Genomic DNA, 25,769 nt, shown 5'->3' on the forward strand with positions numbered 1-25,769 from the left:
CCCTTGGATCAGGCCCGGTGGGCGGGTCAGACCAGGCCGGCCTTCTCCAGGGCGGCGCAGCAGGTCTCGACCATGAGGCCGGTGACGACGTACGGGTCGCAGTTGGCGTTGGGCCTGCGGTCCTCGATGTAGCCCTTCTTGTCCGCCTCGACCTGCCACGGGATGCGCACCGAGGCGCCGCGGTCGGACACGCCGTAGCTGTACTCGCTCCACGGCGCGGTCTCGTGCATGCCGGTGAGCCGGTGCTCGATCTCGGCGCCGTAGCCCTTGATGTGCTCCTGGGCCCGCTCGCCGAGCGCGTCGCAGGCGGCGATGATCGCGTCGTAGCCCTCGCGCATGGCCTTGGTGGAGAAGTTGGTGTGCGCGCCCGCGCCGTTCCAGTCGCCCTTGACCGGCTTGGGGTCGAGGGTGGCGGAGATCCCGAAGTCCTCGGCGACCCGGTACAGCAGCCACCGGGCGACCCAGAGCTGGTCGGCCACCTCCAGCGGGCCCACCGGCCCGACCTGGAACTCCCACTGGCCCGGCATGACCTCGGCGTTGATCCCGGAGATGGCGAGCCCGGCGTCCAGGCAGGCGTCCATGTGCTTCTCCACGACCTCGCGCCCGAAGACCTCGTCGGCGCCGACGCCGCAGTAGTAGAAGCCCTGCGGCGCGGGGAAGCCCCCGGACGGGAAGCCGAGCGGCCGGCCGTCTTTGAAGAACGTGTACTCCTGCTCGATCCCGAAGATCGGGGCCTGGTCCGCGTAACGCTCGGCCAGCCGGGCGAGGGCGGCGCGGGTGTTGGAGGGGTGCGGGGTCAGGTCCGGGTACAGCACCTCGCACATCACCAGGACGTCATCGCCGCCCCTGATCGGGTCGGGACAGGTGAACACCGGCCGCAGCACACAGTCGGACGTGCGCCCGGTGGCCTGGTTGGTGCTCGAACCGTCGAATCCCCAGTACGGCGGCTCGGCGCCGGTCGGGAGCACCTTGGTCTTGGAGCGCAGCCTGGCGGTGGGCTCGGTGCCGTCGATCCAGATGTACTCAGCCTTGTAGCTCACGCTGTGGTCCGTTCGGTCGTGGGTCCTTTTCGCCAGGCCCAACGATGGCAACGGGCGATTTCTCAGCTGTTGCCCGAATGTAACCAGCATGTGAAGTTACCGACGGCATCCGTTAGGAGACCGCCTGGTCGTTGGCGTTGGCGTTGGCGTTGGTGTGGGTCAGGGGATGGCCGGTCACCAGCGTGTCGATGACGGCGGCGGTGGCCACGCCCCGGTGGGCGATGTGGCCGGTTGTGGCCAGTTCGGCCAGGCCGTGCGCGGTGCAGAGCAGGGCCAGCAGCGCCGCCATCGACGCGGAGCGGTCCGCCGCGGGCGGTTGCACCCCGAACGTCGTCATCACCGCGTCGATCGCCGCCTCCAGCTCGGCATGGGTGCCCGCCAGGAACTCCGGCGCGAAGACCAGGCGGTACTCCTCCTTGTGCGTCACCGCGTAGTCCACGTAGCCGGTATAGAACGCGTGCAGCCTGGCCTGGGAGCCCTGTTCGCGCAGGACCGCCTCGGAGACGTACGCCGTCAGGTCGGAGATGATCTGGGCTGCGAGCGCGGCCAGCAAGGCGTTTTTGTCGGCGAAATGACGGTAAGGAGCTGTTCGGGACAGGCCGGTGAGGTCCCCGACGGCGCGCAGCGTCACGGCCTCCAGACCTTCGCTGCGCAGCAGAGTGAGCGCGCTGTCGATCAGACGGCTCCTCGTGTCGTCGGGCACTTTTCCGATCCCTTCCCGGTTGACATCGTCAACGTACCTGGTTGACGATGTCAACGCGATGTTGACGTCGTCAACGAAGGACGGGCGGATGAAGATCACGGTGAACGGCATTCCCTTAGAAGTGGAGTGCGACCGGGCCGACACGGCCGTTGACGTGCTGCGCGACGGCCTCGGCCTGACCGGGGCCAAGGCGGCCTGCCGTACCGGGGCCTGCGGAGCCTGCACGGTACTGGTGGACGGCACGCCGAACGCGAGCTGCCTGCTGCCCGCGACCGCCGTCGAGGGACGCGAGGTCATCACCCCCGAAGGGCTGGAACACCCGGTGCAGCGCGCCTTCGCGGCGCACGACGGCCTCCAGTGCGGCTACTGCACCCCCGGGTTCGTGATGGCGGCCGCGGCCTTCGCCGACAGGTGGCGCGCCGAGCACGGCGACGTCGCGCCGCCGCGCGCGGAGATCGCCGCCGCGCTGGCCGGGCACCTGTGCCGCTGCGGGGCCTACGAGGGCGTGTACGCGGCCGTCGCCGCCGCCTGCGCCGGGGACTTCGACGGCGCAGGCGGCGGGGCCTCGCCCGAGCCCGCCCGCGTCGAGGCCATGGACAAGATCACCGGCCGGGCCCGCTACTCCACCGACATCCGGCACGAGGGCCAGCTCGAAGGCGTCATCGTCCGCTCGTCCCTGCCGCACGCCCGCGTCGTGTCGATCAGCGGCCACCAGGTGGACCTGCTCGGCGAGGACCGTACCGTCCGCTACGTGGGCCAGCCGATCGCCGCGGTCGCCGCCCCGACCCGGCGCGAGGCGCTGGCGCTGGCCGAGGCGGTCGAGGTCCGGTACGCCCCGCTGCCGCACGCGCTCGACGGGACGCCCGGCGGCCCGGCCGTCTGGAAACCGGACGAACGCGCCAACGCCCCCAGCTCCTCAGAAAGCCTGTGCTTCCCCGGCCGCTGGACGGACGTCAACCTGCGTGGGCCGTTCACGTTCCTGAGCAGGCGCGGCCGCACGGCCGAACGCCGCCTCGCCGCCGCCAGGGAGACCGGCGACCCGCGCCTGACCGGCGGCACCTTCACCGCCGCCGCGCAGTCCCACACCGCGATGGAGCCGCACGCCTGCGTCGCCCGCTGGGACGCGGACGGCGACCTGCACCTGCAGATGTCCACCCAGATGGTCGTGCGGGCCGCCGAGCACGCCGCGCAGCACTGGAACCTGCCCCGCGACCGCGTGCACGTCGCCGCCGAGCACGTCGGCGGCGGCTTCGGCGGCAAGATGGGGCTCACCGACGAGGCGGTGGCCGCGGCCGAACTGGCCAGGGTCCGAAAGGCCCCGGTCCGGGTGGTGCTCAGCCGCGCCGAAGAGCTCGCCTGCGGCGGCAACCGCCCCGGGGCCCGCGTGGAGATCTCCATGCTCACCGACGACGATGGCCACCTCGCCGCGCTCGGCGTGGACGCCTACGGCCGCGGCGGCCTGGCCGTCTCCTCGATGGTCGCGTCGCTGGCCAGGATGGTGTACGGCAGGGCCCCGCGCCGGTTGCGCGACTTCGACGTACTGACCAACACCCCGCCCGGCGGGCCGTTCCGTGGGCCGTTCGCGCCGCCGCTGCTGTGGGCGCTCGAACAGACCGTGGACGACGTCGCGCACCGCCGCGGCGAGGACCCGATCGCGCTGCGCCGCCGCTGGGACGGCAACCGCAAGCGCCAGGCCCTGTACGGCTGGGCCGAACGCCTCCCCGCCTGGACCGGCCGCCCCGCCACCGGCTCGCAGACCGGCAGATACCGGCGGGGCGTCGGGGTCGCGGCCGGCGCATGGCAGTACATGGTGGACCCGGCGACCGAGGTCGAGCTGGCCGTCGAAGGGGACGTCGTGGTCGCGCGTACCGCGACCCAGGACATCGGCACCGGCACCCGCAGCGTCATGGCCGCGATCCTGCGCGAGGAACTGGACCTGCCCGCCGAGCGCGTCCGCGTCGAGATCGGGATGAGCGACGCCAGGCACGGCCCGATGTCCACCGGCAGCCGCGCCACCGCCTCCGTCGGCCCCGCCACCAGGGACGCCGCCAGGCGGCTGCGCGCGGCGGGCGGCCTCGCCGACGGCCGCAGGGTCGTTGGGCGGCGGCGTGCCGACCGGCTCGGGTACCTGACCCCGTTCCCCGTTCACGGCAACGCGCTCGGGCGCGGGCTCGCCGGGTCGGTGCACGTCACCGAGGTCGAGGTGGACACGCTGCTCGGCCGGATCAGGCCGCTGCGGGTATGGGGCGGCATCGCGGCCGGGCGGATCTACTCCGAGCGGCTGGCGCGCAGCCAGTGCGAGGGCGGGATCGTGCAGGGGATCGGGTACGCGCTGCACGAGGAACGGCTGATCGACCCGGTCAGCGGGGCGGTCCTCACCACGAACCTTGAGGACTATCGCATCCCCGGCATCGGCGACTGTCCGGAGATCGAGATCCATTTCGAGCAGGAGGGCTGGGACCACGTCAACGGCGGGGGAGTGGGGCTCGGCGAGGTCTCCACGGTGGGGGTGGCGGCCTCGGTCGGCAACGCCGTCCACAACGCCACCGGCTGGCGGCCCCACGACCTGCCGATCCGCCCGGACCGCCTGCTGGAGGGCCTGCTGGAAGGACCGTCCCGATGACCGAACCGACACGCGTGGCTCTCCCCGCGGTCCTGCCCTTCCTCGCCGGAGGCACGGACCTGATCACCCGGGCGGCGGGGGAGTGGATCGACCTGCGCGACCGGACCGAACTCGCCGGGATCGCCTGGCAGCCCGACGGCTCCGCCCGGATCGGCGCGCTCACCACCATCGCCGAACTGGCCCGCGACCCGCGGCTGCGCGCCGCCTACCCCGCGCTCGCCGACACGGCCGCCGGCATGGCCACCCCGCAGGTCCGCGCGATGGGCACGCTCGGCGGCAACCTGCTCCAGCGCAACCGCTGCGCCTACTTCCGGGGCGGGTTCGCCTGCCACCAGAACGGCGGGGACTCCTGCCCGGCCAGGGAGGGGATCAGCAGGTACGGGACCGTGATCGGTACCGGTCCGTGTGTGGCCCCGCATCCGTCGTCGCTGGCCATGGCGCTGCTCGCGTACGACGCCACGGTGGAGGTCGAAGGGCGCGGGCACCTGCCGGTCGGGTCCCTGTACGGCGACGACCCGACCCGCGACCACCTGCTCGCCCCCGGCGAACTGCTGCTCGCCGCCGAACTCCCACCGCCCGTCGCGGGGGAGCGCGCCGCGTACGTGCGGGCCACCGGGCGGGTGCAGGCCGAATGGCCGCTGGCCGAGGCGACGGCCCGGGTGGTCGTGGCGGGCGGGTCCGTCGTACTGGCCGCCGTCGCGGCCGGTGGCGTGGCCCGCACGCCGGTACGGCTCCCGGAGGTCGAGGCCGCCCTGCTCGCCGGGGTACCGATCGCCGAGGCCGCCGCCCGCGCCGCGACCCGGTGCGCGCCGCTGCCGGACACGCGGTACAAGGTCGCGTTGCTCACCGGAACGGTCGAGCACGTGCTCACGGTGGCGATCGCCGATTGAGCCGCGCCCCACTTGGAATGATGAACAGGTGGACCTGAACGAGGCCCTGGACGAGGCGCGGTCGCGGGCGGCGGACCTCTCGCGACGGTTCGGCGTGGCCACGCCTCCGGTGGAGGAGGGGGAGACGTTCCCCGGCGCACATGTCCTGCTGGTGCGCCGGGACGGCGAGCTGTGCCTGGTGATCGGCCCCGGCTACGCGGACCTGCCCGAGCTGGAGCGGGAGGCGGCGCTCGCGTGGGTACTGGCGCAGGCCGACCCGGCCAAGGTCCGCAGCCGCCTCGGGCTCCGCGAGACACTGACCGTGCTGGCGTGGGTCATCCCGCTGGGCTTGGTGGTGGGGCTGGCGGAACGCTTCTTCGAGGTGTCGCTGCTGGCGTCCTATCCGCTGGTGGGGGTGGTGGCGTTCGGTGCGCTGCTGACGGCGAGCATCCGCAAGCAGACGTTCGCGACGGACCGCCGCGTGGCCGAGGTCTGCGGCCGGGCCACCCTGGACGCGGCCCTCACCCGCATGCGCCACGAACCCCCACCGGTCCGCGGCCTCTACCGCCTGGTCGCCGCCCTCACCCCCTCCCCCCAGGCCCGCGCCTCCCGCCTCAGCTGAGCCGAGGTGCCCGGGTACGCGGGGGCCCAAATACACGGCCCCCGCTGTCGCTCGGACGCCTTTCCCATGTCGGGCCTCGCCCAGATGCGCGCCGCCGCGTGTTTGAAATGCTCGGCCCTCGCTGTCGCTCGGACGCCTCTCCCATGTCGGGCTCCGCCCGACGCCGGGTTCTCATATGCCGCATGTCCCGGTTTCGTTCGATGTACGGCAAGCCCCCTGCCCGCCGCCCATGGCCATGTCATGCGCCCTGGTGACCGGCTTCCGCAGGCGCGCGTCCTCGCCCACCGTCCCAGCACCGGGTAGTAAGGGGGCCCGCGTGTCTAAAGTGCTCGGCCCTCGCTGTCGCTCGGACGCTTTTCTGATGTCGGGCTCCGCCCGACGCCGGGGTTCCTCATGTGCCGTAGGCCCTGGCCTCGACGTCAGGGCGTCAAAGCTTGGCGCAGCAAAGATCAATATGGACCTAGATTCACCAATATATCCGCGCTTCTTTGAGGTAGTGAAACGCCTTACCTATAATTGTGGCCCAGAGCCGTGCCTGTAGATCTACTCGGAAGGGCCTTCGGTTAGGATGGGCTATGCCATGCTGGCGGTACGTAGCCGGGTGCCTTCAGCGTCAGCCTAGATATGGACTGCTGCGGGCTGTGTCCAGGGCGTGGCGGATTCGTAGGCGCTGGGTCGGATGCATTTCCAGTGTGTCGATATCGGCCGGGGACACCCAGCGCACTTCGCGCGCTTCATCGGTGACCCGGGCGATTCCTCCGACAGTCCGGGCACGCAGGCACACGTTGAACTGCTGACGCACCTCGCCGTCGCTGTACGCGATCACATGGTGGGGATCGCTGTGCCGACCAGTCCGGTGACTTCCACCAGCACGCCGGTCTCCTCGGCCACTTCCCGGATCACCGCGCCGCTGATCGACTTGCCAAGGTCCATGGCTCCGCCGGGTAGAGCCCAAAGGCCGCTGTCGCGGCGGCGGTGAAGTAATGTCCGGCCGTCGTCATCGAAGACTACCGCCGAGCCGCCGGGTACGACCGAATTGGGCTCGGGCGCGTCCGGGTCGTTGTAGTAGTCGATCCGTGTCACGAGCCTCCATTACCCTGAACACAAGCGGACTACGAGGTATTCAGACGTGGAAGGGCGCTGATGCTGCTGGTTCCCATGTATACAACCGGGCGTCCCTACCTAGGCGGATAAGCTGGATTTCGCGAAGTGTGACGGACGCCGACCCGGCATTGACTGAGCCAATGGCATCCAAGAACGGACCCGCCGGTCCTGTCGCGTTGCTGTAGGCAATGCTGATGTGCGGTGCCCATTCCGGCGACTCCGGCACGCGATTCGCGCCCCATACGTCTGCGATCGCCGCGCGGACCTCATCGCGGATTTCCTGGAGCCGATCAGCCGGATCCGGCAGGAACATAATGGCTTCGGGGTCCACGATCGGCGTGTGAACCTCGAACCTCACTGAACCCGTGGAGCGAAGACGATCCTGCACCCTCGCCACGATCTCAGCCAGGTCGCGCGCGTTCACCTCATCAGTGAACGTGACACCCTGCATCGTAAGGTGCAACCACGCTAACGGAATCACATCAACGCCAGGCGAGGAAGCAAGCGCTGCCTGGTATCTCTCAGTCAGGGCGTGCAGCTGGGTCTGGCCGCCGAACGTCGCGTGCCAGGCGTACATCCGCCGTCCGGTTCGCCACCCTGGCCTCCACCACCAGTGGTCTCGCATCTGTCCCGAGCCATCGAGCGCCTGCATCATTAGGTCGTCCCTTCAGCCACCCGGGATCTGCCCCATCGTCGTACTGCCAAGGCAGTATTCCCGCACATGGTCGCGTAATGCCAAAGGGTGCCCGTCGCCGAGCAGTGGTGTCAGTTCCCGGGTCAGCCGGGCAGCCAGCGTGGCCAGCCGCAATTCATCGGGGAGCTGTAGTACGGGTTGGAGGGCGTCTCCGGCACCGTCCACCTGGCCGGCCATCACATAGGCGATGGCGGAGCCGATGCGCACCTGAGCCCATGTTCCATACGCCCATGTATCACCGTCCTTCCAGGCTTGCTCTGCTTCCGCAGCGGACTTCAGGGCACTGGCCGTTTCCCGTGCCCGCAGGTGTACGCCCATCTCGTAGTTCGCTTGCCTCGCCGGCCCGCACTCGAAGGGGCCGCCTAAGCCGTCTGTGGTGTTGATCTGGTTGCGGGCTCGCCTGGCCCGGTCAATGGCGACCTTCGCCTGACCCACCGCTCCCTGTACCTGCCACGCGTCGGCCTCCTGACATGCCAGCAGCACCCGCGCGCTGTCGGGGGACGATATCTCGAATCCTTGGCGCGCCAGCGTCGCCGCATCGGTCGGTTTGCCTTCCCAGAATGCCGCCTTCGAACGGGCTGACAGAAGCAGTGCTGTCACGCCATGGTGGCCGATCTGGTTGGCGAGGATCGTACCGGTGTGAGCGTAGGCATAGGCGTCTGCGATCTTTCCGAGGTCGCTGGAGGCCCACGACATCAGGGCGCACAGCTTGCCCGCGATCATGTAGAGATCGCGGGTCTGTGTGAGGTGCTGATGGCCGTCTCGGACAAGAAGCAAAATTCGCCGAGTCAAGACTGCGGCGCGTTGGAGGTTCGGTCCTGGTGCGGCGCGCAGAGACTCCCTTGCCAGGTATCGCGCCTGATCCTCGAAATGGGCCAGGGCACCAGTTCCTACATTGGTCGTCTCGACCCATAGTCCGAGCTCGGATATTTCGTCAACGGCCGTGTTGACGAGCGTGGTCGGGCCGTCAGGCGTCGGTGTCTCTGACGCCTGAGCTTCGCCGAACAACTCCGCTTCACTCTTGCCGAACACGCGGCAGTACAGCAAACGGTACCGGTCGCTGGGTTTGTGGGCGCCCGCTTCCCAGTCTTTGATGTTGCGGATGATCGATTCGCGGTCGGGTAGACCCGCACGAATCCGCTCCGAGGCGGCTGCGACCAAGGCGCTGGCCATTTCACGTTGAGTCCAGCCCTCCCCAGACCGCGCCGCTTGGAGACGACTGGCCCACTCTGGCCGGTTGCCTTCGGTCATCCCGCACCTCGCAAGGGGAGGAGGCTACCTTCCCCCCTAGTCTCACCTGCTCCCACCTTCCCCGCAGGAAGAACGCAGAGTCTCATTGAGAGCACGCAGTGTAAACATCGGCGCCTGTCGAGATTCCTAAGCCCTCGACGGAGCCTTGATCACAGGGGAGGTTGCGGCCCATGAGGGAGGATGAATCCTCTGTGCCCAAAGAAGGGGCGAGTCGGTTCACTGCCCAAGGCAATGGCTTGTTCGTCGTGTGGGAGGTGGACGCCGGCGATCGTGGGGCGGGCGGCGTCACTAAGGATGAGGTCACTGCCGAGAAGGACATGCTGGCCAAGCTGGACTCCTACCCGCAGGGGCGGGGGCGGGTCCGGTACGCGTGCCTGGCTCCTGCGACGCGTGGGGCGATCTACGACTACCGGTACGGCACCACGCTGGTCACCGCGCATCGGGGCGACGGTGTGACGGTCTCTGTGGCCGGGGACGCGTGGGAGTCCGTCACATGAGCGGGTACGGCGGCGTGGTGAGGGTGCGGGCGCCGTCGTACCGTCCGGCACGGGCGGGCGTGCCAAGGCCCCACCCCTGGCACCGCCCGCCCGCGCCGCTTCACGAAAGGCGGTGTGATGGACCACCTGAACCCCTCCGAACGCGCCCACCTGGCCGCGATCGAGAGCACCTACCCTGGCTGGCACATCTACATACGCGACGGGTGGTGGTGGGCGAGCAAACACGTCCCGCCCACCAGGGAGCAGAAAGCGGCCGGGGCGCTGTCCGAGTTCGCCCGGCAGGGGCCGTATGAGCTGGTGGCCGCGCTGACCGTGCAGCTCGGCATCCTGGCCCGGATGGGCGCGGCCTGAGCCGAGTAGCGACACAGGTCAATGAGGGGCGTCCGGCATTGATGATCTCTCGGGCCCCGGGGAGACGGGGATCACATTCGGCGGGTCTCACACTTTGCCGGGGCGTCTCGTCGGTAGGGGTGACAGCAGCCACGGCAAGGAGATGGATGTGCAAGCTCGAATCAACTACATGGACAACCCGGTAGCCACGAAGGTCGCGAAGCACCTCGTTTCGGCGGTCAAGACGCTCAAGGACACGTCGTTTCCCAGTGCCACCGGGGAGTTGGTGGCGCTTCGGGTCAGTCAAATCAATGGGTGTGCTGTCTGCATCGACATGCACACCAAGGACGCCGTCCACGCCGGGGAGGACCAGCTGCGGCTGAATCTCGTCGCGGCGTGGCGGGAGGCGAAGGTGTTCAGCGAGGCCGAGCGGGCCGCGTTGGAGCTGGCCGAGGAGGGGACGCGGGTCGCGGACGGGGCCGGGGGCGTCTCGGACGAGGTGTGGGGGAACGCCGCCAAGCACTATGACGAGGACCAGCTCGTCGCGCTGGTGACGCTCATCGGGATCATGAACAGCTTCAATCGCATGAACGTCATCACCCAGCAGCCCGCCGGTGACTACCAGCCCGGGCAGTTCGGGTAAGCGGTAAGAGCGGCAAGAAATGATGAGGGACCGGACTTTTGGAGTCCGGTCCCTCGTCGGTTGTTCAGTCGGTGATCCAGGGCTGGAGCTTGCCGGGGTTCAGTACGGCCCAGATGTGGCTGATCCGGTCATCGGCGACGCCGAACGCCACGACCACCATGGTGACGCCGTCGCGCTGGGCCACCAGGCCGGGGCGGCCGTTGACCGTGCGTTCCAGGAAGGTCACACCCGCCACCAGGCCGGTGATGTCGACCATGCGGCGGGCGATGCGCTCGCCGCCCACGATCGGGCGCGCCAGGGCGCTGACGACGCCGCCGCCGTCGGCGATGGCCGTGGCGTCCGGGTCGAGCAGGCCGATCAGGGCGTTGATGTCCTTGGCCTGCCAGGCGCGCTTGAATTCCCGGACGAGGTCGGCCTGCCGGGAGGGCGGCGGCTCGGGGGGCCGGGCCGCGCGGATGCGGCGGCGGGCGGAGGAGGCGAGCTGGCGGCAGGCCGCCGGAGTACGGCCGACGATCTCGGCCACCTCGGCGAAGGGGTAGCGGAAGACGTCGTGCAGGACGAAGGCGACCCGCTCGGCCGGGGTCATGGCCTCCAGCACGATGAGGAACGCCATGCTGATCGACTCGTCGAGCGTGATCTGGTCGGCCGGGTCGGCGGGCCCGGCGGGCGCCCCGGCGCCGGGCCGTCCGCCGATCCACTCGGTGCTGTCGGGCACCGGCTCGGGGATCCATTCGCCCACGTAGCGTTCCCGGCGGGCGCGCGCCGAGCCGAGTACGTCCAGGCAGATCCGGCCGGCGACCCTGGTCAGCCAGGCGGCCGGGTTCTCGATGGCCTCCTGCTCGGGCCCGGACATGGCGTACCAGCGGGCGTAGGTCTCCTGGACGACGTCCTCGGCATCGGTCAGCGAACCGAGCAGCCGGTAGGCGAGGTTGGTCAGTTGACGCCGTTCGCTCATGATGGCGCTCAGGCCGGGGTCGGGCGAGTACGGCTCGAAAGGCATGGTCATAGGGTTTCCCGGGCTCCCTGTGTGGCGGCTGCGGTCACCTGCTCTCACCTCATTGACGAGATGGCGACGCCGATTGTCAGGCCGGTGTCCCATGTCACGGTAGCGCCATATATACAAACGATCGGTCGTTAATGTAACTTGCCGCATATGACGCAAGACGGGCGGCGGCTGCGTGGCATGCGCAGCCGGGAGGCGATCCTGACGCAGGCCGTGGGCCTGGCGTCCGTCGAAGGGCTGGACGGGCTGTCCCTCGGCAAGCTGGCGACCGCCACCGGCACCAGCAAGTCCGGGTTCTTCGCCCACTGGCGGGACAAGGAGCAGCTTCAGCTCGACGCCATCGAGTGGGCCGTCCGCCAGTGGACCGAGCGGGTGATCACCCCCGCCCTGCGGGCCCCGGCGGGTGTGCGGCGGCTGTTCGCGCTGCACGAGTCGCGGCTGGACTTCTACCGTGACGGCGTCCTGCCCGGCAGGTGCTTCTTCTTCACCGTGCAGGCGGAGTTCGACGACCGTCCGGGGCCGGTGCGTGACCGGGTCGCGCGGGCCATGGGCGACTGGGAGGCGTTCATCCTGCGTCTGGTGGCCGAGGCCAAGGCGCGCGGCGAGCTCCCGGACAGCGTGGACGACGCTCAGCTCGCGTACGAGGTGGACGCGCTCGGGGAGCGGGTCATCAGCCGCCTCCGTCTGCACGACGGGCCGCTCGTCCTCGTCCACGCCCGCCGCGCCGTACTCCAGCGCCTGCGCGCGCTGTGTCCCGACCCCACCCTTCTCCCGGAGGACTGACCATGACCACCATCGAAGGCGGCGTGCACGAGCCGATCCAGGTGCACTATGACGAACTCGACGCCATGGGCCTGCTGCACAACTCCCGGTACACCCTGCTGGTCGAGCGGGCGATCGTCACGTACTGGGCGCGCCACGGCTGGGCCCCCGACCGCGCCAGATCGAAGTTCAAAGACGTGTTCCTGGCCGTGCGGGAGGTCAAGATGACCTACCACATGCCGGTCAGCGGGGCGGGCGAGGTGGTGGTCCACTTCTGGATCGACCGCATGGGCCGTACCAGCGCGGTGTACGGCTTCCGGGTGCTGTCGGCCGACCGGACGGTCGTGCACGCCGACGGCTACCGGGTCAACGTCAACCTGGACCCGGCCACGCTGCGGCCCGAGCCGTTCAGCGCCGAACTGCGCGCCGCCGCCGAGCCCCTGTTCATCGCGAAGGCTGCGGCGGAGGCTGCGGAGGAGGCGGCCGAGGCTGTGGAGGTGGCGGCATGCTGAGGTCCCGCTGGATCGCGGGCCCGGCGGACGCCGGGCCGGGCCCGCTGGTGGCCTCGCTGACCGACTACCGGATGAACAGCTACCGGGATTTTCCCGGCATCGTCAAGAGCGCCAGGTCGCTGGGCCGCCTGTGGCCGGAGCTGCCCGGCGCGGTGGGCATGTGGCTGTGGGTGGACCCGTACACCCGCAGGGTCGGTTCGCTGTCCGTGTGGCAGGGAGAGGATGATCTACGTGGGTTCGTGCGGGTGCCCGACCATGTGCAGATCATGCGCAAGTACCGGCACCGGGGCACGCTCCGGTCACGCACCTGGAAGATCGACGAGCTGGACCGCACCGCACTGTGGCGGGTCCTCAACCCTTCCTGACCGGCCCCGCCCCTGACGGTACGGCGGGGCGCTCGCCGGCCGCCCACGACGCGAGGAACGCCAGCGCCGCCGCCGAGGGAGAGCCGGGGTCGGCGGTGTAGACGATCATCATCTGGTCCTCGGCGGCGCGCATGCTCAGGACCTGGAAATTCAGGTCCAGCTCACCGGCCACCGGGTGGACGAAGCGCTTGCGCCCCGAACGCGCCGCCCGGACGCGGTAAACGGACCACCAGCGGCGGAAATCGGAGTCCTTCATCGAGAGTTCGCCGACGAGCCGGGCCAGCCCGGGGTCGTCGGGGTAGCGGCCGGCTTCCATCCGGAGGTAGGCGACGCACTCCGCGCCGACCCGCTCCCAGTCCGCGTAGCGGGCCCGTACCTCGGGGTCGAGGAACGCCATCCGTACGTGGTTGCGCTGCTCCGGCGGCAGCGCGCCGAAGTCCCCGATCAGCGCGGCGGCCAGGTCGTTCCAGGCCAGGACGTCCATGCGCCGCCCCACGAGGAACGCGGGCATGCCGGCCATGCCGTCCAGCAGCGCCTGGGTCGCGGGCGGTACGCGCCGCTCCGCGACGGCGGGCGAGCGTGGCCCCGCCCCGGGCGACCGCTCGTCGGCCGCGCACCGCAGCAGGTATTCCTCCTCGTCAGGGCGCAGGTCCATGGCCCTGGCGAGGGCCACCAGCACACCGGGGGAGGCCGTCTTCACCCGGCCCTGTTCGAGGCGGGCGATGTAGTCCACGCTGACACCCGCGAGCGCGGCCAGTTCTTCGCGGCGCAGCCCGGGGACGCGGCGGCGTCCGGTCGCCGGCAGCCCGGCCCGCTCGGCACTGGCCCGGGCCCGGCATGCACGCAGGTACTCGCCCAATTCGGTCATGAGGACCCTCTCGAATCGCGACCCGGCCTGGTAAAGATCTGAAACCGCGGGGCCACGGGGAATCATCCCGGGGCCCGCGATCAGCACGTACGGACCACCCGCCTCAGCCGCCGACGAGCACCTTGGTCTCCAGGAACGCCGCCACGCCCTCGGACCCGAACTCCCGCCCGTTTCCGGACTGCTTGTAGCCGCCCCAGGGAGCCCCCCAGTCCAGCGGGGCGTCGTTGACAATGATGTACCCCGCCCGGACCTGCGACGCCACCGCGCGCACCTCGTCCGGGTCGCCGCCGACGACGTATCCGGCCAGGCCGTACGGCGTGTCGTTGGCGATGGCGACGGCCTCCGCGACCGTGTCATAGGCGATCACCGACATGACCGGGCCGAAGATCTCCTCCCGTGCGATGGCCATGTCGTTGGTGACGTCGGCGAACACGGTCGGCCGTACGAAGTGGCCCCTCGAAAGGCCCGCCGGCCGGCCGGGGCCGCCGGTCACCAGCCGCGCCCCCGCGTCCAGGCCACGCTGGATGTAGTTCTGCACCTTGTGCCACTGCGCCGCCGAGACCAGCGGGCCCATCTGCGTCTCCACGGAGCCCGGATCGCCGATCTTGAGCGCCTCCAGGGAGGGCACCAGGACCGACAGGAACTCCTCAAGGCGCGACCTCGGCACCAGCGTCCGCGTGGGAGCGGAGCAGACCTGGCCGGTCATCGCCATCATCCACTCCTGCGCGGTCCGGACGGCGATGCCGAAGTCGGCGTCGGGGAGCAGGATCTGCGGGGACTTGCCGCCGAGTTCGGTGAGGACCCGCTTCATCGTCGGCGCGGCGGCGATCGTGATCCGCGCGGCCGTCTCCAGCGAGCCGGTGAAGGAGATGACCCCGACGTCCGGGTGGCCGCTCAGGGCGTTGCCGACCACCGAGCCGAGGCCGGGGACGAGGTTGAATACCCCGGCGGGGACGCCCGCCGCGTCCATGATCTCCGCCATCACCACGGCGGAGTAAGGGGCGAGTTCGGAGGGTTTGAGGACCATTGTGCAACCCGCGGCCAGGGCGGCGGCGGTCTTGCCGGCGATCTGAAGGACGGGGAAGTTCCAGGGGGTGATCAGGCCCGCGACCCCGAGCGGTTCCTTGCGTACCTCGGTGCCGCCGCGGAACTCACTGAAAGAGAAGTCGCGCAGCGTCGCGATGGCGTCGGCGATCTGGAAGCGGCCGGCCGGGACGTGCGCGGTGCGGGCGAGCGTCACCGGCGCGCCCATCTCCAAGGTCACGGCCTGGGCCAGGTCCTCGGCCCGCCGGTCGAACTCGGCCAGGACGCGCTCTAGTAATTCGGCCCGCTGCGCGGGCGAGGTGCGGGAGTAGGACTCGAAGGCGCACGCCGCCGCGGCGACCGCCCGGTCCACGTCCCGTGCGCCGCCCAAGGTCACCCGGCCGGTGATCTCGCCGGTCGCCGGGTTGGTGACCGCCAGGACGTCCGGCTCTTGGGGGTCGATCCAGGCGCCGTCAACATGAATCTTCGTGTGCTCACGCATGATGAGAATCGCTCTCCCGTGAAGATCCGAGGGCGCGCCCGGGACCTGTGCCCGGACCTCCGCCTCTCGCTCACGTCCTATGCTCGGACCCGCTCGCGGAGGCATCCAGGGAGAGCTTTTCCCAGTCACCCACCTCCCATGGGACCGGGCCCGCCGCTAAAGCGGCTTCAGGAAGCGCGCCGCCTGCTCGCAGGTGTCGGTGTAGCCAAGCCGCGCAGGAAGGCGTGCGCCCCGGTCCGGTACCGCGAACTGGTGATCTCCAGGTCGCGGCAGCCCCAGGCGCGGGCCTGCTCCTCGGCGGCCTCCACCAGCACCCGCCCGACCCCTTTGCCGTGCAAAGCGTCGTCCACCACCAGTGCCACCAGGCGAGCCCGCCGGGCCGAGTACTCGATTAGCGGGAAGGCGTGCACGGCGGCGAACCCGGCGACCAGGCCCCCATCTCGGTGACCAGCAGCCTGCTGTACCGATCGTCCAGCCAGTTCTTCAGCCGGGCGGTGACCTCGGCCGCGTCCGCAGGGTAGCCGAGCCGGTCGAGGAGTACCGCGAGCCGTGGCGCGTCATCGGCCCGGGCCGATCTGATGCTGGAAGCCATGCCCGGCAGTCTGCCGGCAGCGCCGGAACGGTCAGCCGACGGTGGCGGTGTAGGCGGGGGTGAGTTCGTCGGCGCGGTCCCAGGCGGACCATGTCACGGGGCGGTCGTCGAGTACGGCGGCGAGCACTTCCAGCCCCGCGTGCCAGCCGGACGCCGCGGGGATGGCGGTGTCCCGGTCGTCGAAGACGTTGGTGAACACCAGGAGGCAGCCGCCGTCGCCGTCGGGAGACAGCTCCCAGCGGAGGATCTCGCCGTCCCAGGTGTATTCGAGCAGGTGGGGCGGGTCCACCTGGGTCATCTCACCGCGACCCGTGGTGCCCGGGGCGCCGGGGGCCAAGCCGAGTCGCCGGATGGTGGCGTCCGGCATGTCGAACCGGACCTTCGCGCCGGGGGTCAGATCGAACTCCACGAGCATCGGGAACCAGCTCTTGAGCTGGCCGGACTCGGTGATGCCGCGCCAGACGCGGGCGGGCGAGTGAGCGAGGCGGCGCTCGAAGCGGAGCTGGTAGCGCCCGTCGGCGGTGGTGGTCAGCGTGCCGAGGTCGGCGGAGCGCATCGATACTTCCCTTCTGTGGTCCAGCGGCCACCATAACCGAAGCGGTATATGCCTTGCAAGGCATGTAAGGGGGGCTGGAGCCGCGCGGCGGCGGGCGGGCACGGACGTCTTCAGCGGCGGGCGAGGTGGCGGAGGTAGGCGTCGCGGTCGAGGGGGTTGCCGTCGGTGCGGGGGCGTACCGGGGGCGTGCCCGGCAGTGGGCGGTCGCCGGACGGGGTGGACCACCACACGCCCTCGCCGTGCGAGAGGCCGGGGAGTTCGCGCTGGAAGGCGTGCGCGGAACGGGCCGGGATCCGGCCCTCGACCGTCCAGGCCGCCCCTGTTTCCACCGACTCGCGTAGCTGCGCGCCGAGGGCGGACAGCCTGGCGAGGACGGGTCCCAGGGTCTCGGCCGGGATCTCCAGCTCGAAGGCGTGGTACGGCTCGTAGACGCGCGTCCCGGCGAGCCGCAGGGCGCGCATGAGGACCAGCGGGGTGAGGCCGCGGAAGTCGGCCGCCGTGCTGACCGGCCCGCCGAAGCCGCTCGCGGTCAGCGTGACGGCGCAGTCGGTGACCGGCCAGCCGTAAAGGCCCTGGTCCAGGGTTTCGTGCACGGTCTCCTCGATCGCCCGGTCGAACGCGAGCGGCAGCGCGCCGAGCTCGACCTCCCGCCGGAAGGTGACCCCGGAACCGGGCGCGCCCGGCTCGACCCGCAAGCCCACGGTCGCCCAGAAGTCGGGGGTCCTGCGCCGGAAGTCCATCTCCTCGATGGCGCCGCCGACGCCGGCGGGACGCTCGGAGTAGACGGGGGAGGAGGGCTCGAACCGGGCCGTCACGCCGAACTCGCCGGCCAGCCGCGCCGCGATCACCTCCTTCTGCACCTCGCCGTACAGGAGGAGAGAGGTCGCCCCGTCCGGCGCGGAACGGGCGCGGATCAGCGGATCCTCATCGGCCAGGCGGAGCAGCGCGGCCCGCAGCCGGGCCGCGTCCCGCGCGCGTTCCGGCCGGACGACCGTCGCAAGGCTCGGCCGCGCGAAGTGCGCCTCCGGCGCGCGGTCCGTGGTGGTGTGGCCGTGGGGGGTGATCTGGTCGCCCACGCGGACGCCGGACAGGCCGCGGATTCTGGCGATGTCTCCGGCCGTGAGGCGCTTGTCCGGGCGGCCGACCGGGGTGAGGGCGGTGATCTGTTCGGTGTGCTCGGTCGTACTGCCGCCCGGCTCGTGGCGGCGGTAGGTGACGTGTTCGCGGACCCGTAGCCCGCCCGAGCGCAGCCGTACGTAGGCGATCTTCTCCCCGGCCGGGCCGCGCTCGATGGCGAAGACCGTGCCCTGGGCGGGGCCGCCGGTCGCGGGCGGCGGCACCGGAAGGTAGCGCCGTATCCCCTCGACGAGGTCGCCGATGCCCTGTCCGCCGAGCGCCGAGCCGAAGTACACCGGGCAGATCAACCCTGCCGCCGTCTGCGCCGCCACCGCCGCGTCCAGCCGGGCCGCGTCCGGTGGCGGCCCGGCGACCAGGTCCGCGAGCAGTTCGTCGTCGTGTTCGGCGAGGACTTCGGCCGCCTCCGCGCCGTGCGGCGGCAGCGGCGTGACCCGCACGGACGGGGTGCCCGCCCGCTCGGCGGCGCTCATCGGCAGCACGTGCGGCCACAGCCGGCGGCGGATGTCGCCGAGCAGCGCGTCCGGGCGGGCGCCGGCGCGGTCCACCTTGTTGACGAAGAGCAGCGTCGGGAGCCGCAGCCTGCGCAGGGTCCGTGCCAGGACCCGGGTGTGCGCCTGTACGCCCTCGACGGCCGACAGCACCAGCACCGCGCCGTCGAGCACGCCGAGCGCGCGTTCGACCTCGGCGACGAAGTCGGCGTGGCCGGGCGTGTCGATCAGGTTGACCTGGAGGTCGCCGACGTGGAAGGGCGCGACGGCGGAGCGGATGGTGATGCCCCGGCTGCGCTCAAGGTCGCCGGTGTCGGTCTGGGTGCTCCCGGCGTCGACGCTGCCGAGGCGGCCGATGGCCCCGGTGTCGAATAGGAGGCGTTCAGTGAGACTGGTCTTTCCGGCGTCCACGTGGGCGAGCACGCCGATGTTCAGGGTGGGCATGGAAGCAGAGGTCCTCAGAAGCTCTCGTGCGGATAAGGCGCTGAGATGTTCCGAAGACTCGCCGCATGTCGCTCTCCCGGTCAGGTGCACAGTGGACCGACCCATACTGCCACCTGCGCACGCTGCGGCGGTACTTGTTTTCTCACTAATTCACAGAATATCGGGATTTGTCGGCGGGCGGGATGGTGAAGAATAGCTGTGCTATGTGGCGGTGCGCGCGAATTTACTCATCCTCCCGCCCGAATGACGGGTGGCCGATTTACAATGGGAGCCGATTCAATGTAATACGCGCACGGGAGAGCGGATACACACGATCATGCACTCCGGTCACGGTGACAGGACGGCGGTGCCTCCGGCATCCGGACGGACACCGAATGACCACCCGCGTGGCCGATTCCAGGACGCGGACGTGGAGGCGTTCGTGCGCGCGGTGATCCCCCGGATCGCGGCCGACGCGGCCATCGCGGGGGTCGATCCGCGGACGTTCGAGTTGCAGGTACGCCTGCACCTGCCCGCGCTCAGCCGGAAGGCGCTTACCGGCTGGCCCGCCGACCGGGTCTACGACGCGGTGCGCACCCAGGCGCTCGTCCGGGCCGCCGAGATCCGGGTCGGCCTTGAGGACGCCGCCTTCGACGCGCACACCTCGCTGCTGCTGGGGGTGGAGAAGGTGCGCAGGGACCTCACCCTGGTCCGGGCCGACGGGTCGGTCGGGCGGCTGTGGTTCGGGGCGGTCGATCCCTGGGCGGGCCACCGGGTGCAGGCCCGGCTGCACTACCTGCGCTGCGAGCGGGCCGACACGGTCATGCAGTTCGGGCTGTTCCTGGAGGGGGCGCGGATGCCGCTGACCTACCTGGCCTTCTCACCGTGCGACCGGCGCTACATGCTCGACGTGCTCAACGCGCTCGGCGTCCCCGCGCGGCCGGGCCGGGTGCTGGTGCTGACCCGGGTGCACGGGCTGCCCGGCATCCCGGCCAACCTGATGAGCCTGACCATCGGCCGCGCGGTGCGCGAGATCAAGGCGCGCGGCACGACCGACCTCGTGGTGACCGCGTTCAACCCGATGCTCGGGTTCAACGGCGCGTCGTTCCGCGCCGCCGGGTTCACCGCGTTCGCGTCCTGCCCGGTCACCTACTCCTACGACGCCGCGGGCTTCTTCCAGACCCGGCGCACCGCCACCGGCGCGACTCCGCAGCGGCTCACCACGCCCGACAACATCCTCATGGCCCGCGGCGTCACCCGCACGGCCAGGCGGCGGCTGGCCACCGCGGCCCGGCCGCTGCGGACGGTCCCCCGCGAGACGTACGAACGCAGGGAGCCCGCCCGGTTCGGCGAGCCCGATCCCGGCGACGCGGCCTGGGTGCGCCGGGTGATCGGCTACCGCGGCCTGCTCCAGGACGTCTGGTCCACCGAGACGGCCGCGCCGCTCTACGTCGGCGACGGCGACCCGCAGGGCAGCGGCCGTGGCCAGTGCGGCGTGGCCTCGGTGTGGCTGGCCCGCAGGCTGCACGCCGACCATGGCATGGTCCCGCTCTACTGCGTCGGCAGCGTCACCTTCGCCACGGGCGCCCATCCCGACGTGCCGCACCACTGCTGGATCGAGGTCGGCGACCCGCGCGACCCACGGCGGGTGATCATCGACCTCACCGCCGACCAGGCGGCCGACTCTCCCGGGCCGATCGTCTTCGCCCGGTACACCGACCTCCTCGTTCAGGGCATCCGCTACACGCCACTGTTCCGGCAGCGGCTGGACGAATTACCCGCCGATCGCGTGTGGCGCCGATTTCTGACGCTGAGCGACCTGGTCGACCGGCACGGCACCGGTCACGCGGCGGACACCGGGAGGCGGGATCACAGCAGACCGGCGACCGCCTGATCCGCACACCCACCACAGGCACAAGCGGGGGACACAAGGTCATGCCAGGGCCTCGACCGTCCGTTCTCTTCCTGTCGTCCGACGCCAGACGGCGCTACGCCGAAGACGTCCTCGCCGCGCTGGCGCTGCCCAGGGGAGCGATCCTCCAGTTCAGGTACGAGTCCAAGTACGTCGTGCCGGCGTTGCAGGCGTCCATCGCCAACATGTCGGTGATCGGCCGCAGGGCGGTCGTCGCCTACGTGGCCGACGTGGAGACGGCGGCGCCGTTCCTGGTGCCGGTGCGGTTCGCGTCCGTCGCCGACGCCGAGTGCGCCGCCGACATGGTGGTCTTCCGGCTGCGGATGGCCGAGTACACCGACCTCGACGACTACCCGCTCACCGAGGACGACATCCGGACCGAAGGGCGCCGCTACCTCGACCGGCTCATCGAGGTCAACGACGACCGGTTCTACCCGGCCACCGGCCGCTTCCCCGATCTGCACATCCGCGACGAGCCACACCGGCGGCCCGGCGAGGAGACCCGCGACGACCCGCAGCACTGGCTGGGCGTGGCCAGGCGGCTGGCCAGGCATCCGACGTTCCGCGACTCCTACTTCATCCGCATCGACGAGCCCGTCCTGGACCGCGGCGGGCCGGTGCCGTTCGACGAGCAGGGCAGGCTCACCCTGTCCGACCGGCGGGCCGCCCGGCTGCGGGTCAGCTTCTTCACCCACAGCTACTCCGAGGAGGGGGAGAAGGTGCTGTCCTGCGCCACCGACGGCACCTTCCTGAAGATCTCCTCCGACGACTCCTACGACGTGGAGCTGGGTTACGACTCGGTGGAGTTCTGGCTCCAGCCGGTGATCACGACCTTCGACGCGCTGGCCCGGGTGAGCGTCGGGTTCTCCCAGGAGCGGCCCGACGTGCCCGAGGTCAGCGCCGGGTTCCCGGTGCTGGTCCGCAGGTCGCGGACGCGCATGCTGACCCGCGTCACGTTCAGCGCGGCGGGGGCCTTCCTGGTCGCGCTGCCGGCGATCCTGGGCACCGGCTTCCCGATGTACGTGCGCGTGTTGTTCGCCATCACGGGCGCGGCGCTGCTGTCGGTGTCCACGGTGGTGATCGCCAGGGGTGAGCGCTGAGCGGGGTCAGGCCAGGCAGCGCAGCGCGGATCTGATCCTGGGGTCGAGCGGGTGGTCGTCGGGCAGCCGCCCCACGGTCGCCTCGACGAACTCCGGCGGGGAGAGCTGCGCCTCGGCCCCGTCGGCGTAGACCCAGATCTGCTCGGCGCTCGGCTTGACCTGGGCCTTGGCGTGCTGCTCGGCCAGCACGTACAGCGCGACCTTGACCCGCCATTCGGTACGCCCGCCGGCCTCCCCGGCGGCGACCGGCGCGCCCACGTCGTCGGCGTGCGTGGCCAGCTCCGAGCAGTAGTGGAAGGTCTGCGCGCCCACGGGGTAGGGCCCGGCGAGCGTCTGGAGGGTGGCGTTCCTGCCCAGCTCGCGCATCCGGCGGCGGGTCTCGGCGTTCTTGCGCCGCCACTCGGCCAGCACCTCGTCGTACGGCAGGGCGCGGCGCTCGCGTACGCACCAGTCGTTGAACCCGCCGAGCCCCGACACGCCCTCCTGGGTCAACATGTCGGTGAGGCGGGCCAGCTCGTCGTCCAGGCAGGCGTGGTTGTACAGCTCCTCACCGGCGAGATGGGCGAGCACGTCGCGGACCGACCAGCCGGCCGCCCGGGAAGGGCGGTCGCGTTCCCGTTCGCTCAGCCCGGTGAAGAACCGGTCGAGCCGTTCGGCCTCGGCGTCGTAGATGCCGAACGGGTCGAGGTCGGCCACGGCCGCGTCGTCGATCGTCATGCCCGCCACGCTACCCGCCGAGCCCGCCGCGACACGGGAACCCGCTTGCCGGGGCCGCCGCCGTTGAGCAGAATCGGCCGGGTGCGAATCAGGGAGGCGGAGCCGGGGGAGCTGCCCGCGCTGCGTGAGATCGAGCGGGCCGCCGGGCGTGTCTTCCGCGACTTCGGCATGCCGGAGATCGCCGACGACGAGCCGCCGCCGCTTTCGGTGCTGGAGGACTACCGGCGGGCGGGGCGGGCGTGGGTCGCGCTCGGCGGGTCCGGCGAGGTGGACGCCTACCTGCTGGCCGACCTGGTGGACGGCAACGCCCACGTCGAGCAGGTGTCGGTGCACTCCCGGGCGGCCCGGCGCGGGGTGGGCCGGGCGCTGATCGAGCACGTCGCGGACTGGGCCGCGGCGCGGGGGATGCCCGCGCTGACACTGACCACGTTCACGGACGTGCCGTGGAACGCGCCCTACTACGAGCGGTGCGGGTTTCGCCGGCTGGCCGAATCGGAGCTGACGCCGGGCCTGCGCGAGATCCGGGCCAAGGAGGCGGCGCACGGCCTGGACCGCTGGCCGCGGGTGTGCATGCGCCGCGACCTCCCGGCGGCCGGCTGATCAGATCCAGGTGGCCAGCAGCGCCCCGCCGTACGCGGCGGTGAGCCCGGCGGCCACGCTGCCGCCCGCGTTGAGCGCGGCCCGCGTCCGCCGGCCCTCGGTGACCAGCCGCACCGTCTCGTACCCGAACGTGGAGTACGTCGTCAGCGCCCCGCAGAACCCGGTCCCGAGGAGCGCCATCGGCGCGCCGTCCGCCGGGAGCGCGGCCAGGAAGCCGAGCAGCGCCGAACCGGCGACGTTGACGGCGAGCGTCCCCCATGGGAAGTCGGACCCGGTGCGGGCGCGGATCACCCGGTCGGTCAGGTACCGCAGCGGCGCGCCCAGCGCCGCCCCCAGGGCCACCAGCAGGTAGGTCACGTCCGCCGCCGGAACATCGCGCGGGTGAGCAGCACACCGGCCGTGACGGCCGCCAGCGCGGCCACGAGCGTGCCCGCCAGGTAGGCCGCGGCGGTCAGCGGGGCCCCGGCCGCCAGCGCCTCGCGTACGTCGGCGACGTAGGTGGAGAACGTGGTGAACCCGCCGAGCACCCCCACCCCCAGGAACGGCCGGACCAGCGGGTGGGCCCGGCGTACCTCGGTGATCAGGACCATCAGCACCCCGATCAGCAGGCACCCGGCCACGTTGATGCCGAACGTCGCCCACGCGAACGTCCCCGGCGGGTGCGGGAACGCCGCCGTCAGCGCGTACCTCGCCACGGCCCCCGCCGCCCCGCCCGCCGCCACCGCGCCCAGCGTGGCGGCCTCGCCTTTTCGGCCGGTCATATCTCGCGACCCTAGCCCGGCCGTCAACTTCCCCGAAGCGGCCATCGGATACTGTTCATGCGTATAGTCTGTGATTCAGGTGAACAGCATCCGGCGATGGAGGAGCAGATGGCCGACCCGATCGGAGACCCGGCGCTTTCGGACCTGACGGCCCGGGCGCGGATCAGGGACGCGGCGCTGCGCCTGTTCGCCGACCGGGGCGTGGACAAGGCCACCATCAGGGACATCGCCCGCGAGGCGGGCGTGTCACTGGGGCTGGTCCGGCACCACTTCGGCTCCAAGGAGGGCTTGCGCGACGCCTGCGACGCCTACGCGCTCGAACAACTCCTGCGGGTCAAGAAGGAGGCGCTGCGGGAGGGCCGCCAGGCCGATCCCGGGTTCCTGCCCTCGGTGCATCCGACCGTGCTGCTGCTCCAGCGCTACTTCAGCCACTCCATGCTCGACGGCTCGGCAGCGGCGGCGGCGATGTTCGACCACATGGTCGGCCTGGCGGAGGAGTGGGTGCGCGACAACGTGCCCGGCGTCACCGATGTCAGGGCCTTCGCCGCGATGCTGGTCGCCATGCAGTTCGGGCCGCTGGTCATGCATGAGCAGGTGTCCAGGGCGCTGGGCGCCGACGTGCTCGCACCCGACGGGCACCTGCGGATGAGCATGGCGGCCCTGGAGATTCACGCCACCCCCCTGCTTTCCGAAGATTACGCCGCCGAGGCGCGAGCGGGATACGACCGGCTCGCGGCCCAGCGGCGGTCCGCCGCCCGAGCGGACCGCGAGGTTCCAGCCTGATCAGGCGAAAGGAAACGTCATGCGGCATTCGTCAGAACCTCTGAACGACCGGCCTGCCCGGCCGTTGCCCACCGAGCGCCCCGCCGGGTGCCCGTTCGACCCACCGAGCGAGCTGGCCACTCTTCGCGAGAAGGACCCGGTCAGCCCGATGCTCTACCCCGATGGGCACATCGGGTGGCTGGTGACCGAGCACGCCCTGACCCGCCAGGTGCTGGCCGACGCGCGGTTCGGCGCGCGGGCCGACCTGGTCCACACGCCGCTGTCCAGGGCGAAGACCGAGGGAGGCGAACGGCGTCCCGCGCCGGCCGGCGTCTTCTCCCAGATGGACCCCCCGCAGCACACCCGCTACCGCCGCCTGCTGGCCGGTCAGTTCACCGTGCGGCGGATGCGCCTGCTGGCCGACCGCGTCAGGGAGATCACCGCGGGGCGGCTCGACGCCATGGAGCAGCAGGGGCCGGTGGTGGACCTGGTGGAGACGTTCGCGCTCCCCATCCCGTCACTGGTGATCTGTGAGCTGCTGGGCGTGCCGTACGAGGACCGCGACCGCTTCCAGCACGACACCGAGGTGCTGATGCGGATGGACACCACCCGCGAGGAGACCATCGCGGCGTTCGTCGCGGTCCAGGAGCACATGGCCGAGCTGGTCGCGGCCAAGCGCGCCGAGCCCGCCGACGACCTGCTCAGCGACCTGGTCAACGGCGACGGCGACCTCACCGACGAGGAGCTGATCAACGTCGGCGGCGTGCTGCTGGCCGCCGGGTTCGAGACCACCGCCAACATGATCGGGCTCGGCGTCTTCGCGCTGCTCCAGCACCCCGACCAGCTCGCCGTGCTGCGCGACGGCCCCGGCATCACCGAGCTGGGCCACGCCGACCCCATCGTGGAGGAGCTGCTGCGCTACCTCAGCGTCATCCCGGGGACGGTCAGGGTCGCCATGGAGGACGTCGTGCTGGGCGGGCAGGAGATCAAGGCGGGGCAGTCCGTCACGGTGTCCATCCCGGCCGCCAACCACGATTCCAAGCAGTTCCCCGACCCCGGCCGGCTCGACTTCGGGCGGCCGGTGGGCGGGCACGTGGCCTTCGGGCACGGGATCCACCAGTGCCTGGGCCAGCAGCTCGCCCGCGTGGAGATGCAGATCGCGTTGCCCGCGCTGTTCGAGCGGTTCCCGGGCCTGCGGCTCGCGGTGCCGCCCGAGGAGGTGCCGATGCGCACCGACATGCTCATCTACGGCGTGCACCGGCTCCCGGTCACCTGGGAGCCGGTGGCCTGACCGCCCGGTCAGGACGAGC

The 25,769-nt window shown here is 71.1% G+C and carries 30 protein-coding genes; 14 read left to right on the forward strand and 16 right to left on the reverse strand.

The features are described 5' to 3' along the window. Positions 1-26: 26 nt before the first annotated feature. The gene (gene glnII / locus DP939_RS01725; RefSeq protein ID WP_113978033.1) at positions 27-1,040 is read right to left on the reverse strand and encodes a glutamine synthetase; all 1,014 of its coding nucleotides are present in this window, start codon (positions 1,038-1,040) and stop codon (positions 27-29) included. A gap of 112 nt (positions 1,041-1,152) precedes the next feature. Continuing rightward, positions 1,153-1,743, reverse strand: coding sequence for a TetR/AcrR family transcriptional regulator (locus DP939_RS01730; RefSeq protein WP_158578428.1), 591 nt, complete (start codon positions 1,741-1,743; stop codon positions 1,153-1,155). A gap of 88 nt (positions 1,744-1,831) precedes the next feature. On the opposite strand from DP939_RS01730, the gene DP939_RS01735 reads away from it, so the two are divergent. From DP939_RS01735 to DP939_RS01745, 3 genes are read left to right on the forward strand one after another with little or no spacing between them, the layout of a single operon-like run. After that, positions 1,832-4,366: a molybdopterin-dependent oxidoreductase gene (locus DP939_RS01735; RefSeq protein WP_113978038.1), complete on the forward strand. Its 2,535-nt coding sequence runs from the start codon at positions 1,832-1,834 to the stop codon at positions 4,364-4,366. Next, positions 4,363-5,256: an FAD binding domain-containing protein gene (locus DP939_RS01740; protein ID WP_113978040.1), complete on the forward strand. Its 894-nt coding sequence runs from the start codon at positions 4,363-4,365 to the stop codon at positions 5,254-5,256. The genes DP939_RS01735 and DP939_RS01740 overlap by 4 nt, the downstream gene beginning before the upstream one ends. A gap of 28 nt (positions 5,257-5,284) precedes the next feature. After that, positions 5,285-5,857: a hypothetical protein gene (locus DP939_RS01745; RefSeq protein ID WP_113978042.1), complete on the forward strand. Its 573-nt coding sequence runs from the start codon at positions 5,285-5,287 to the stop codon at positions 5,855-5,857. Positions 5,858-6,470: 613 nt separating this feature from the next. On the opposite strand, the gene DP939_RS49045 is transcribed toward DP939_RS01745, so the two are convergent. From DP939_RS49045 to DP939_RS01760, 4 genes are all read right to left on the reverse strand, one after another. Beyond that, positions 6,471-6,683, reverse strand: coding sequence for an NUDIX hydrolase (locus DP939_RS49045; RefSeq protein ID WP_318656254.1), 213 nt, complete (start codon positions 6,681-6,683; stop codon positions 6,471-6,473). Further along, positions 6,680-6,940: an NUDIX domain-containing protein gene (locus DP939_RS49050; protein ID WP_318656255.1), complete on the reverse strand. Its 261-nt coding sequence runs from the start codon at positions 6,938-6,940 to the stop codon at positions 6,680-6,682. The genes DP939_RS49045 and DP939_RS49050 overlap by 4 nt, the downstream gene beginning before the upstream one ends. A gap of 40 nt (positions 6,941-6,980) precedes the next feature. Continuing rightward, positions 6,981-7,538, reverse strand: coding sequence for a 2'-5' RNA ligase family protein (locus tag DP939_RS01755; RefSeq protein ID WP_158578429.1), 558 nt, complete (start codon positions 7,536-7,538; stop codon positions 6,981-6,983). A 90-nt stretch (positions 7,539-7,628) separates the two neighbouring features. Then, positions 7,629-8,906, reverse strand: a complete 1,278-nt coding sequence (locus DP939_RS01760; protein ID WP_147267823.1) for an XRE family transcriptional regulator — start codon at positions 8,904-8,906, stop codon at positions 7,629-7,631. 236 nt (positions 8,907-9,142) lie between these two features. Between DP939_RS01760 and DP939_RS01765 the strand changes: the two genes are divergently transcribed. From DP939_RS01765 to DP939_RS01775, 3 genes are all read left to right on the forward strand, one after another. Beyond that, the gene (locus tag DP939_RS01765) at positions 9,143-9,403 is read left to right on the forward strand and encodes a hypothetical protein (protein ID WP_113978051.1); all 261 of its coding nucleotides are present in this window, start codon (positions 9,143-9,145) and stop codon (positions 9,401-9,403) included. 117 nt (positions 9,404-9,520) lie between these two features. Continuing rightward, positions 9,521-9,754, forward strand: a complete 234-nt coding sequence (locus tag DP939_RS01770; protein WP_113978053.1) for a hypothetical protein — start codon at positions 9,521-9,523, stop codon at positions 9,752-9,754. A 148-nt stretch (positions 9,755-9,902) separates the two neighbouring features. Beyond that, the gene (locus tag DP939_RS01775) at positions 9,903-10,376 is read left to right on the forward strand and encodes a carboxymuconolactone decarboxylase family protein (protein WP_113979456.1); all 474 of its coding nucleotides are present in this window, start codon (positions 9,903-9,905) and stop codon (positions 10,374-10,376) included. A gap of 64 nt (positions 10,377-10,440) precedes the next feature. Here the strand turns inward: DP939_RS01775 and sigJ are convergent, their stop codons facing one another. After that, on the reverse strand, positions 10,441-11,382 hold the full coding sequence (gene sigJ / locus DP939_RS01780; protein ID WP_113978056.1) for an RNA polymerase sigma factor SigJ: 942 nt from the start codon (positions 11,380-11,382) through the stop codon (positions 10,441-10,443). 147 nt (positions 11,383-11,529) lie between these two features. Between sigJ and DP939_RS01785 the strand changes: the two genes are divergently transcribed. Genes DP939_RS01785 through DP939_RS01795 form a run of 3 tightly spaced genes read left to right on the forward strand, consistent with a single transcriptional unit; the run spans position 11,530 to position 13,018 of the window. Further along, positions 11,530-12,162, forward strand: a complete 633-nt coding sequence (locus DP939_RS01785; protein ID WP_113978058.1) for a TetR/AcrR family transcriptional regulator — start codon at positions 11,530-11,532, stop codon at positions 12,160-12,162. A 2-nt stretch (positions 12,163-12,164) separates the two neighbouring features. After that, positions 12,165-12,653, forward strand: a complete 489-nt coding sequence (locus tag DP939_RS01790) for an acyl-CoA thioesterase (RefSeq protein WP_113978061.1) — start codon at positions 12,165-12,167, stop codon at positions 12,651-12,653. Continuing rightward, positions 12,647-13,018 carry a hypothetical protein gene (locus DP939_RS01795; protein WP_113978063.1) on the forward strand — a complete coding sequence of 124 codons (372 nt, stop codon included), beginning with the start codon at positions 12,647-12,649 and terminating at the stop codon, positions 13,016-13,018. Before DP939_RS01790 ends, DP939_RS01795 begins: the two co-directional genes overlap by 7 nt. On the opposite strand, the gene DP939_RS01800 is transcribed toward DP939_RS01795, so the two are convergent. The 6 genes from DP939_RS01800 to DP939_RS01825 form a co-directional block, all read right to left on the reverse strand. After that, positions 13,005-13,886, reverse strand: coding sequence for a helix-turn-helix domain-containing protein (locus DP939_RS01800; protein WP_113978066.1), 882 nt, complete (start codon positions 13,884-13,886; stop codon positions 13,005-13,007). The two genes, DP939_RS01795 and DP939_RS01800, sit on opposite strands and share 14 nt — an antisense overlap. A gap of 103 nt (positions 13,887-13,989) precedes the next feature. Beyond that, positions 13,990-15,411 carry an aldehyde dehydrogenase family protein gene (locus tag DP939_RS01805; RefSeq protein ID WP_113978069.1) on the reverse strand — a complete coding sequence of 474 codons (1,422 nt, stop codon included), beginning with the start codon at positions 15,409-15,411 and terminating at the stop codon, positions 13,990-13,992. A gap of 167 nt (positions 15,412-15,578) precedes the next feature. Next, entirely contained in the window at positions 15,579-15,821 is a 243-nt protein-coding gene (locus DP939_RS01810) for a GNAT family N-acetyltransferase (protein WP_199564900.1), read from the reverse strand. After that, entirely contained in the window at positions 15,803-16,003 is a 201-nt protein-coding gene (locus DP939_RS01815; protein ID WP_113978071.1) for a hypothetical protein, read from the reverse strand. The genes DP939_RS01810 and DP939_RS01815 overlap by 19 nt, the downstream gene beginning before the upstream one ends. Positions 16,004-16,034: 31 nt before the next feature. Then, positions 16,035-16,559 (reverse strand): SRPBCC family protein, encoded by a 525-nt coding sequence (locus tag DP939_RS01820; RefSeq protein ID WP_113978073.1) that lies wholly within the window; start codon positions 16,557-16,559, stop codon positions 16,035-16,037. Positions 16,560-16,669: 110 nt separating this feature from the next. Next, on the reverse strand, positions 16,670-18,628 hold the full coding sequence (locus DP939_RS01825; protein WP_113978076.1) for an elongation factor G: 1,959 nt from the start codon (positions 18,626-18,628) through the stop codon (positions 16,670-16,672). Positions 18,629-19,037: 409 nt separating this feature from the next. Here DP939_RS01825 and DP939_RS01830 point away from each other — a divergent pair, with 409 nt between their 5' ends. Beyond that, on the forward strand, positions 19,038-20,501 hold the full coding sequence (locus tag DP939_RS01830) for a hypothetical protein (RefSeq protein ID WP_113978079.1): 1,464 nt from the start codon (positions 19,038-19,040) through the stop codon (positions 20,499-20,501). Between the two features lie 41 nt (positions 20,502-20,542). Next, a complete protein-coding gene (locus tag DP939_RS01835) occupies positions 20,543-21,619 on the forward strand; it encodes a hypothetical protein (protein WP_113978081.1) in 1,077 nt (358 codons plus the stop codon). Positions 21,620-21,625: 6 nt separating this feature from the next. Here the strand turns inward: DP939_RS01835 and DP939_RS01840 are convergent, their stop codons facing one another. Further along, positions 21,626-22,336 carry a maleylpyruvate isomerase N-terminal domain-containing protein gene (locus DP939_RS01840; RefSeq protein ID WP_113978086.1) on the reverse strand — a complete coding sequence of 237 codons (711 nt, stop codon included), beginning with the start codon at positions 22,334-22,336 and terminating at the stop codon, positions 21,626-21,628. A gap of 81 nt (positions 22,337-22,417) precedes the next feature. Between DP939_RS01840 and DP939_RS01845 the strand changes: the two genes are divergently transcribed. Next, positions 22,418-22,936: a GNAT family N-acetyltransferase gene (locus DP939_RS01845; protein WP_225877995.1), complete on the forward strand. Its 519-nt coding sequence runs from the start codon at positions 22,418-22,420 to the stop codon at positions 22,934-22,936. On the opposite strand, the gene crcB is transcribed toward DP939_RS01845, so the two are convergent. Both crcB and DP939_RS01855 read right to left on the reverse strand, forming a co-directional pair. Further along, the gene (gene crcB, locus DP939_RS01850) at positions 22,937-23,293 is read right to left on the reverse strand and encodes a fluoride efflux transporter CrcB (RefSeq protein WP_113978089.1); all 357 of its coding nucleotides are present in this window, start codon (positions 23,291-23,293) and stop codon (positions 22,937-22,939) included. Then, the gene (locus DP939_RS01855) at positions 23,290-23,697 is read right to left on the reverse strand and encodes a FluC/FEX family fluoride channel (RefSeq protein WP_225877996.1); all 408 of its coding nucleotides are present in this window, start codon (positions 23,695-23,697) and stop codon (positions 23,290-23,292) included. The genes crcB and DP939_RS01855 overlap by 4 nt, the downstream gene beginning before the upstream one ends. Before the next feature lie 96 nt (positions 23,698-23,793). On the opposite strand from DP939_RS01855, the gene DP939_RS01860 reads away from it, so the two are divergent. Then, positions 23,794-24,480, forward strand: a complete 687-nt coding sequence (locus tag DP939_RS01860) for a TetR/AcrR family transcriptional regulator (protein ID WP_225877997.1) — start codon at positions 23,794-23,796, stop codon at positions 24,478-24,480. 19 nt (positions 24,481-24,499) lie between these two features. After that, the gene (locus DP939_RS01865) at positions 24,500-25,750 is read left to right on the forward strand and encodes a cytochrome P450 (RefSeq protein ID WP_113978094.1); all 1,251 of its coding nucleotides are present in this window, start codon (positions 24,500-24,502) and stop codon (positions 25,748-25,750) included. The last annotated feature ends 19 nt before the right edge of the window (positions 25,751-25,769 follow it).

Origin of the sequence: Spongiactinospora rosea (genome assembly GCF_003315795.1) — a bacterium.
Classification (GTDB): Bacteria; Actinomycetota; Actinomycetes; order Streptosporangiales; family Streptosporangiaceae; genus Spongiactinospora; species Spongiactinospora rosea.

Coding starts and splice junctions, on each gene's coding strand:
- DP939_RS01820 (WP_113978073.1), bottom strand. CDS start 16,559: ATGCGCTCCGCCGACCTCGGCACGCTGACCACCACCGCCGACGGGCGC.
- DP939_RS01855 (WP_225877996.1), bottom strand. CDS start 23,697: ATGACCGGCCGAAAAGGCGAGGCCGCCACGCTGGGCGCGGTGGCGGCG.
- DP939_RS01840 (WP_113978086.1), bottom strand. CDS start 22,336: ATGACGATCGACGACGCGGCCGTGGCCGACCTCGACCCGTTCGGCATC.
- DP939_RS01760 (WP_147267823.1), bottom strand. CDS start 8,906: ATGACCGAAGGCAACCGGCCAGAGTGGGCCAGTCGTCTCCAAGCGGCG.
- DP939_RS01770 (WP_113978053.1), top strand. CDS start 9,521: ATGGACCACCTGAACCCCTCCGAACGCGCCCACCTGGCCGCGATCGAG.
- DP939_RS01790 (WP_113978061.1), top strand. CDS start 12,165: ATGACCACCATCGAAGGCGGCGTGCACGAGCCGATCCAGGTGCACTAT.
- DP939_RS01755 (WP_158578429.1), bottom strand. CDS start 7,538: ATGTACGCCTGGCACGCGACGTTCGGCGGCCAGACCCAGCTGCACGCC.
- DP939_RS01860 (WP_225877997.1), top strand. CDS start 23,794: ATGGAGGAGCAGATGGCCGACCCGATCGGAGACCCGGCGCTTTCGGAC.
- DP939_RS01865 (WP_113978094.1), top strand. CDS start 24,500: ATGCGGCATTCGTCAGAACCTCTGAACGACCGGCCTGCCCGGCCGTTG.
- DP939_RS01825 (WP_113978076.1), bottom strand. CDS start 18,628: ATGCCCACCCTGAACATCGGCGTGCTCGCCCACGTGGACGCCGGAAAG.
- DP939_RS01805 (WP_113978069.1), bottom strand. CDS start 15,411: ATGCGTGAGCACACGAAGATTCATGTTGACGGCGCCTGGATCGACCCC.
- DP939_RS01740 (WP_113978040.1), top strand. CDS start 4,363: ATGACCGAACCGACACGCGTGGCTCTCCCCGCGGTCCTGCCCTTCCTC.
- DP939_RS01815 (WP_113978071.1), bottom strand. CDS start 16,003: ATGGCTTCCAGCATCAGATCGGCCCGGGCCGATGACGCGCCACGGCTC.
- DP939_RS01785 (WP_113978058.1), top strand. CDS start 11,530: ATGACGCAAGACGGGCGGCGGCTGCGTGGCATGCGCAGCCGGGAGGCG.
- sigJ (WP_113978056.1), bottom strand. CDS start 11,382: ATGACCATGCCTTTCGAGCCGTACTCGCCCGACCCCGGCCTGAGCGCC.
- DP939_RS01735 (WP_113978038.1), top strand. CDS start 1,832: ATGAAGATCACGGTGAACGGCATTCCCTTAGAAGTGGAGTGCGACCGG.
- DP939_RS01800 (WP_113978066.1), bottom strand. CDS start 13,886: ATGACCGAATTGGGCGAGTACCTGCGTGCATGCCGGGCCCGGGCCAGT.
- DP939_RS01835 (WP_113978081.1), top strand. CDS start 20,543: ATGCCAGGGCCTCGACCGTCCGTTCTCTTCCTGTCGTCCGACGCCAGA.
- DP939_RS01795 (WP_113978063.1), top strand. CDS start 12,647: ATGCTGAGGTCCCGCTGGATCGCGGGCCCGGCGGACGCCGGGCCGGGC.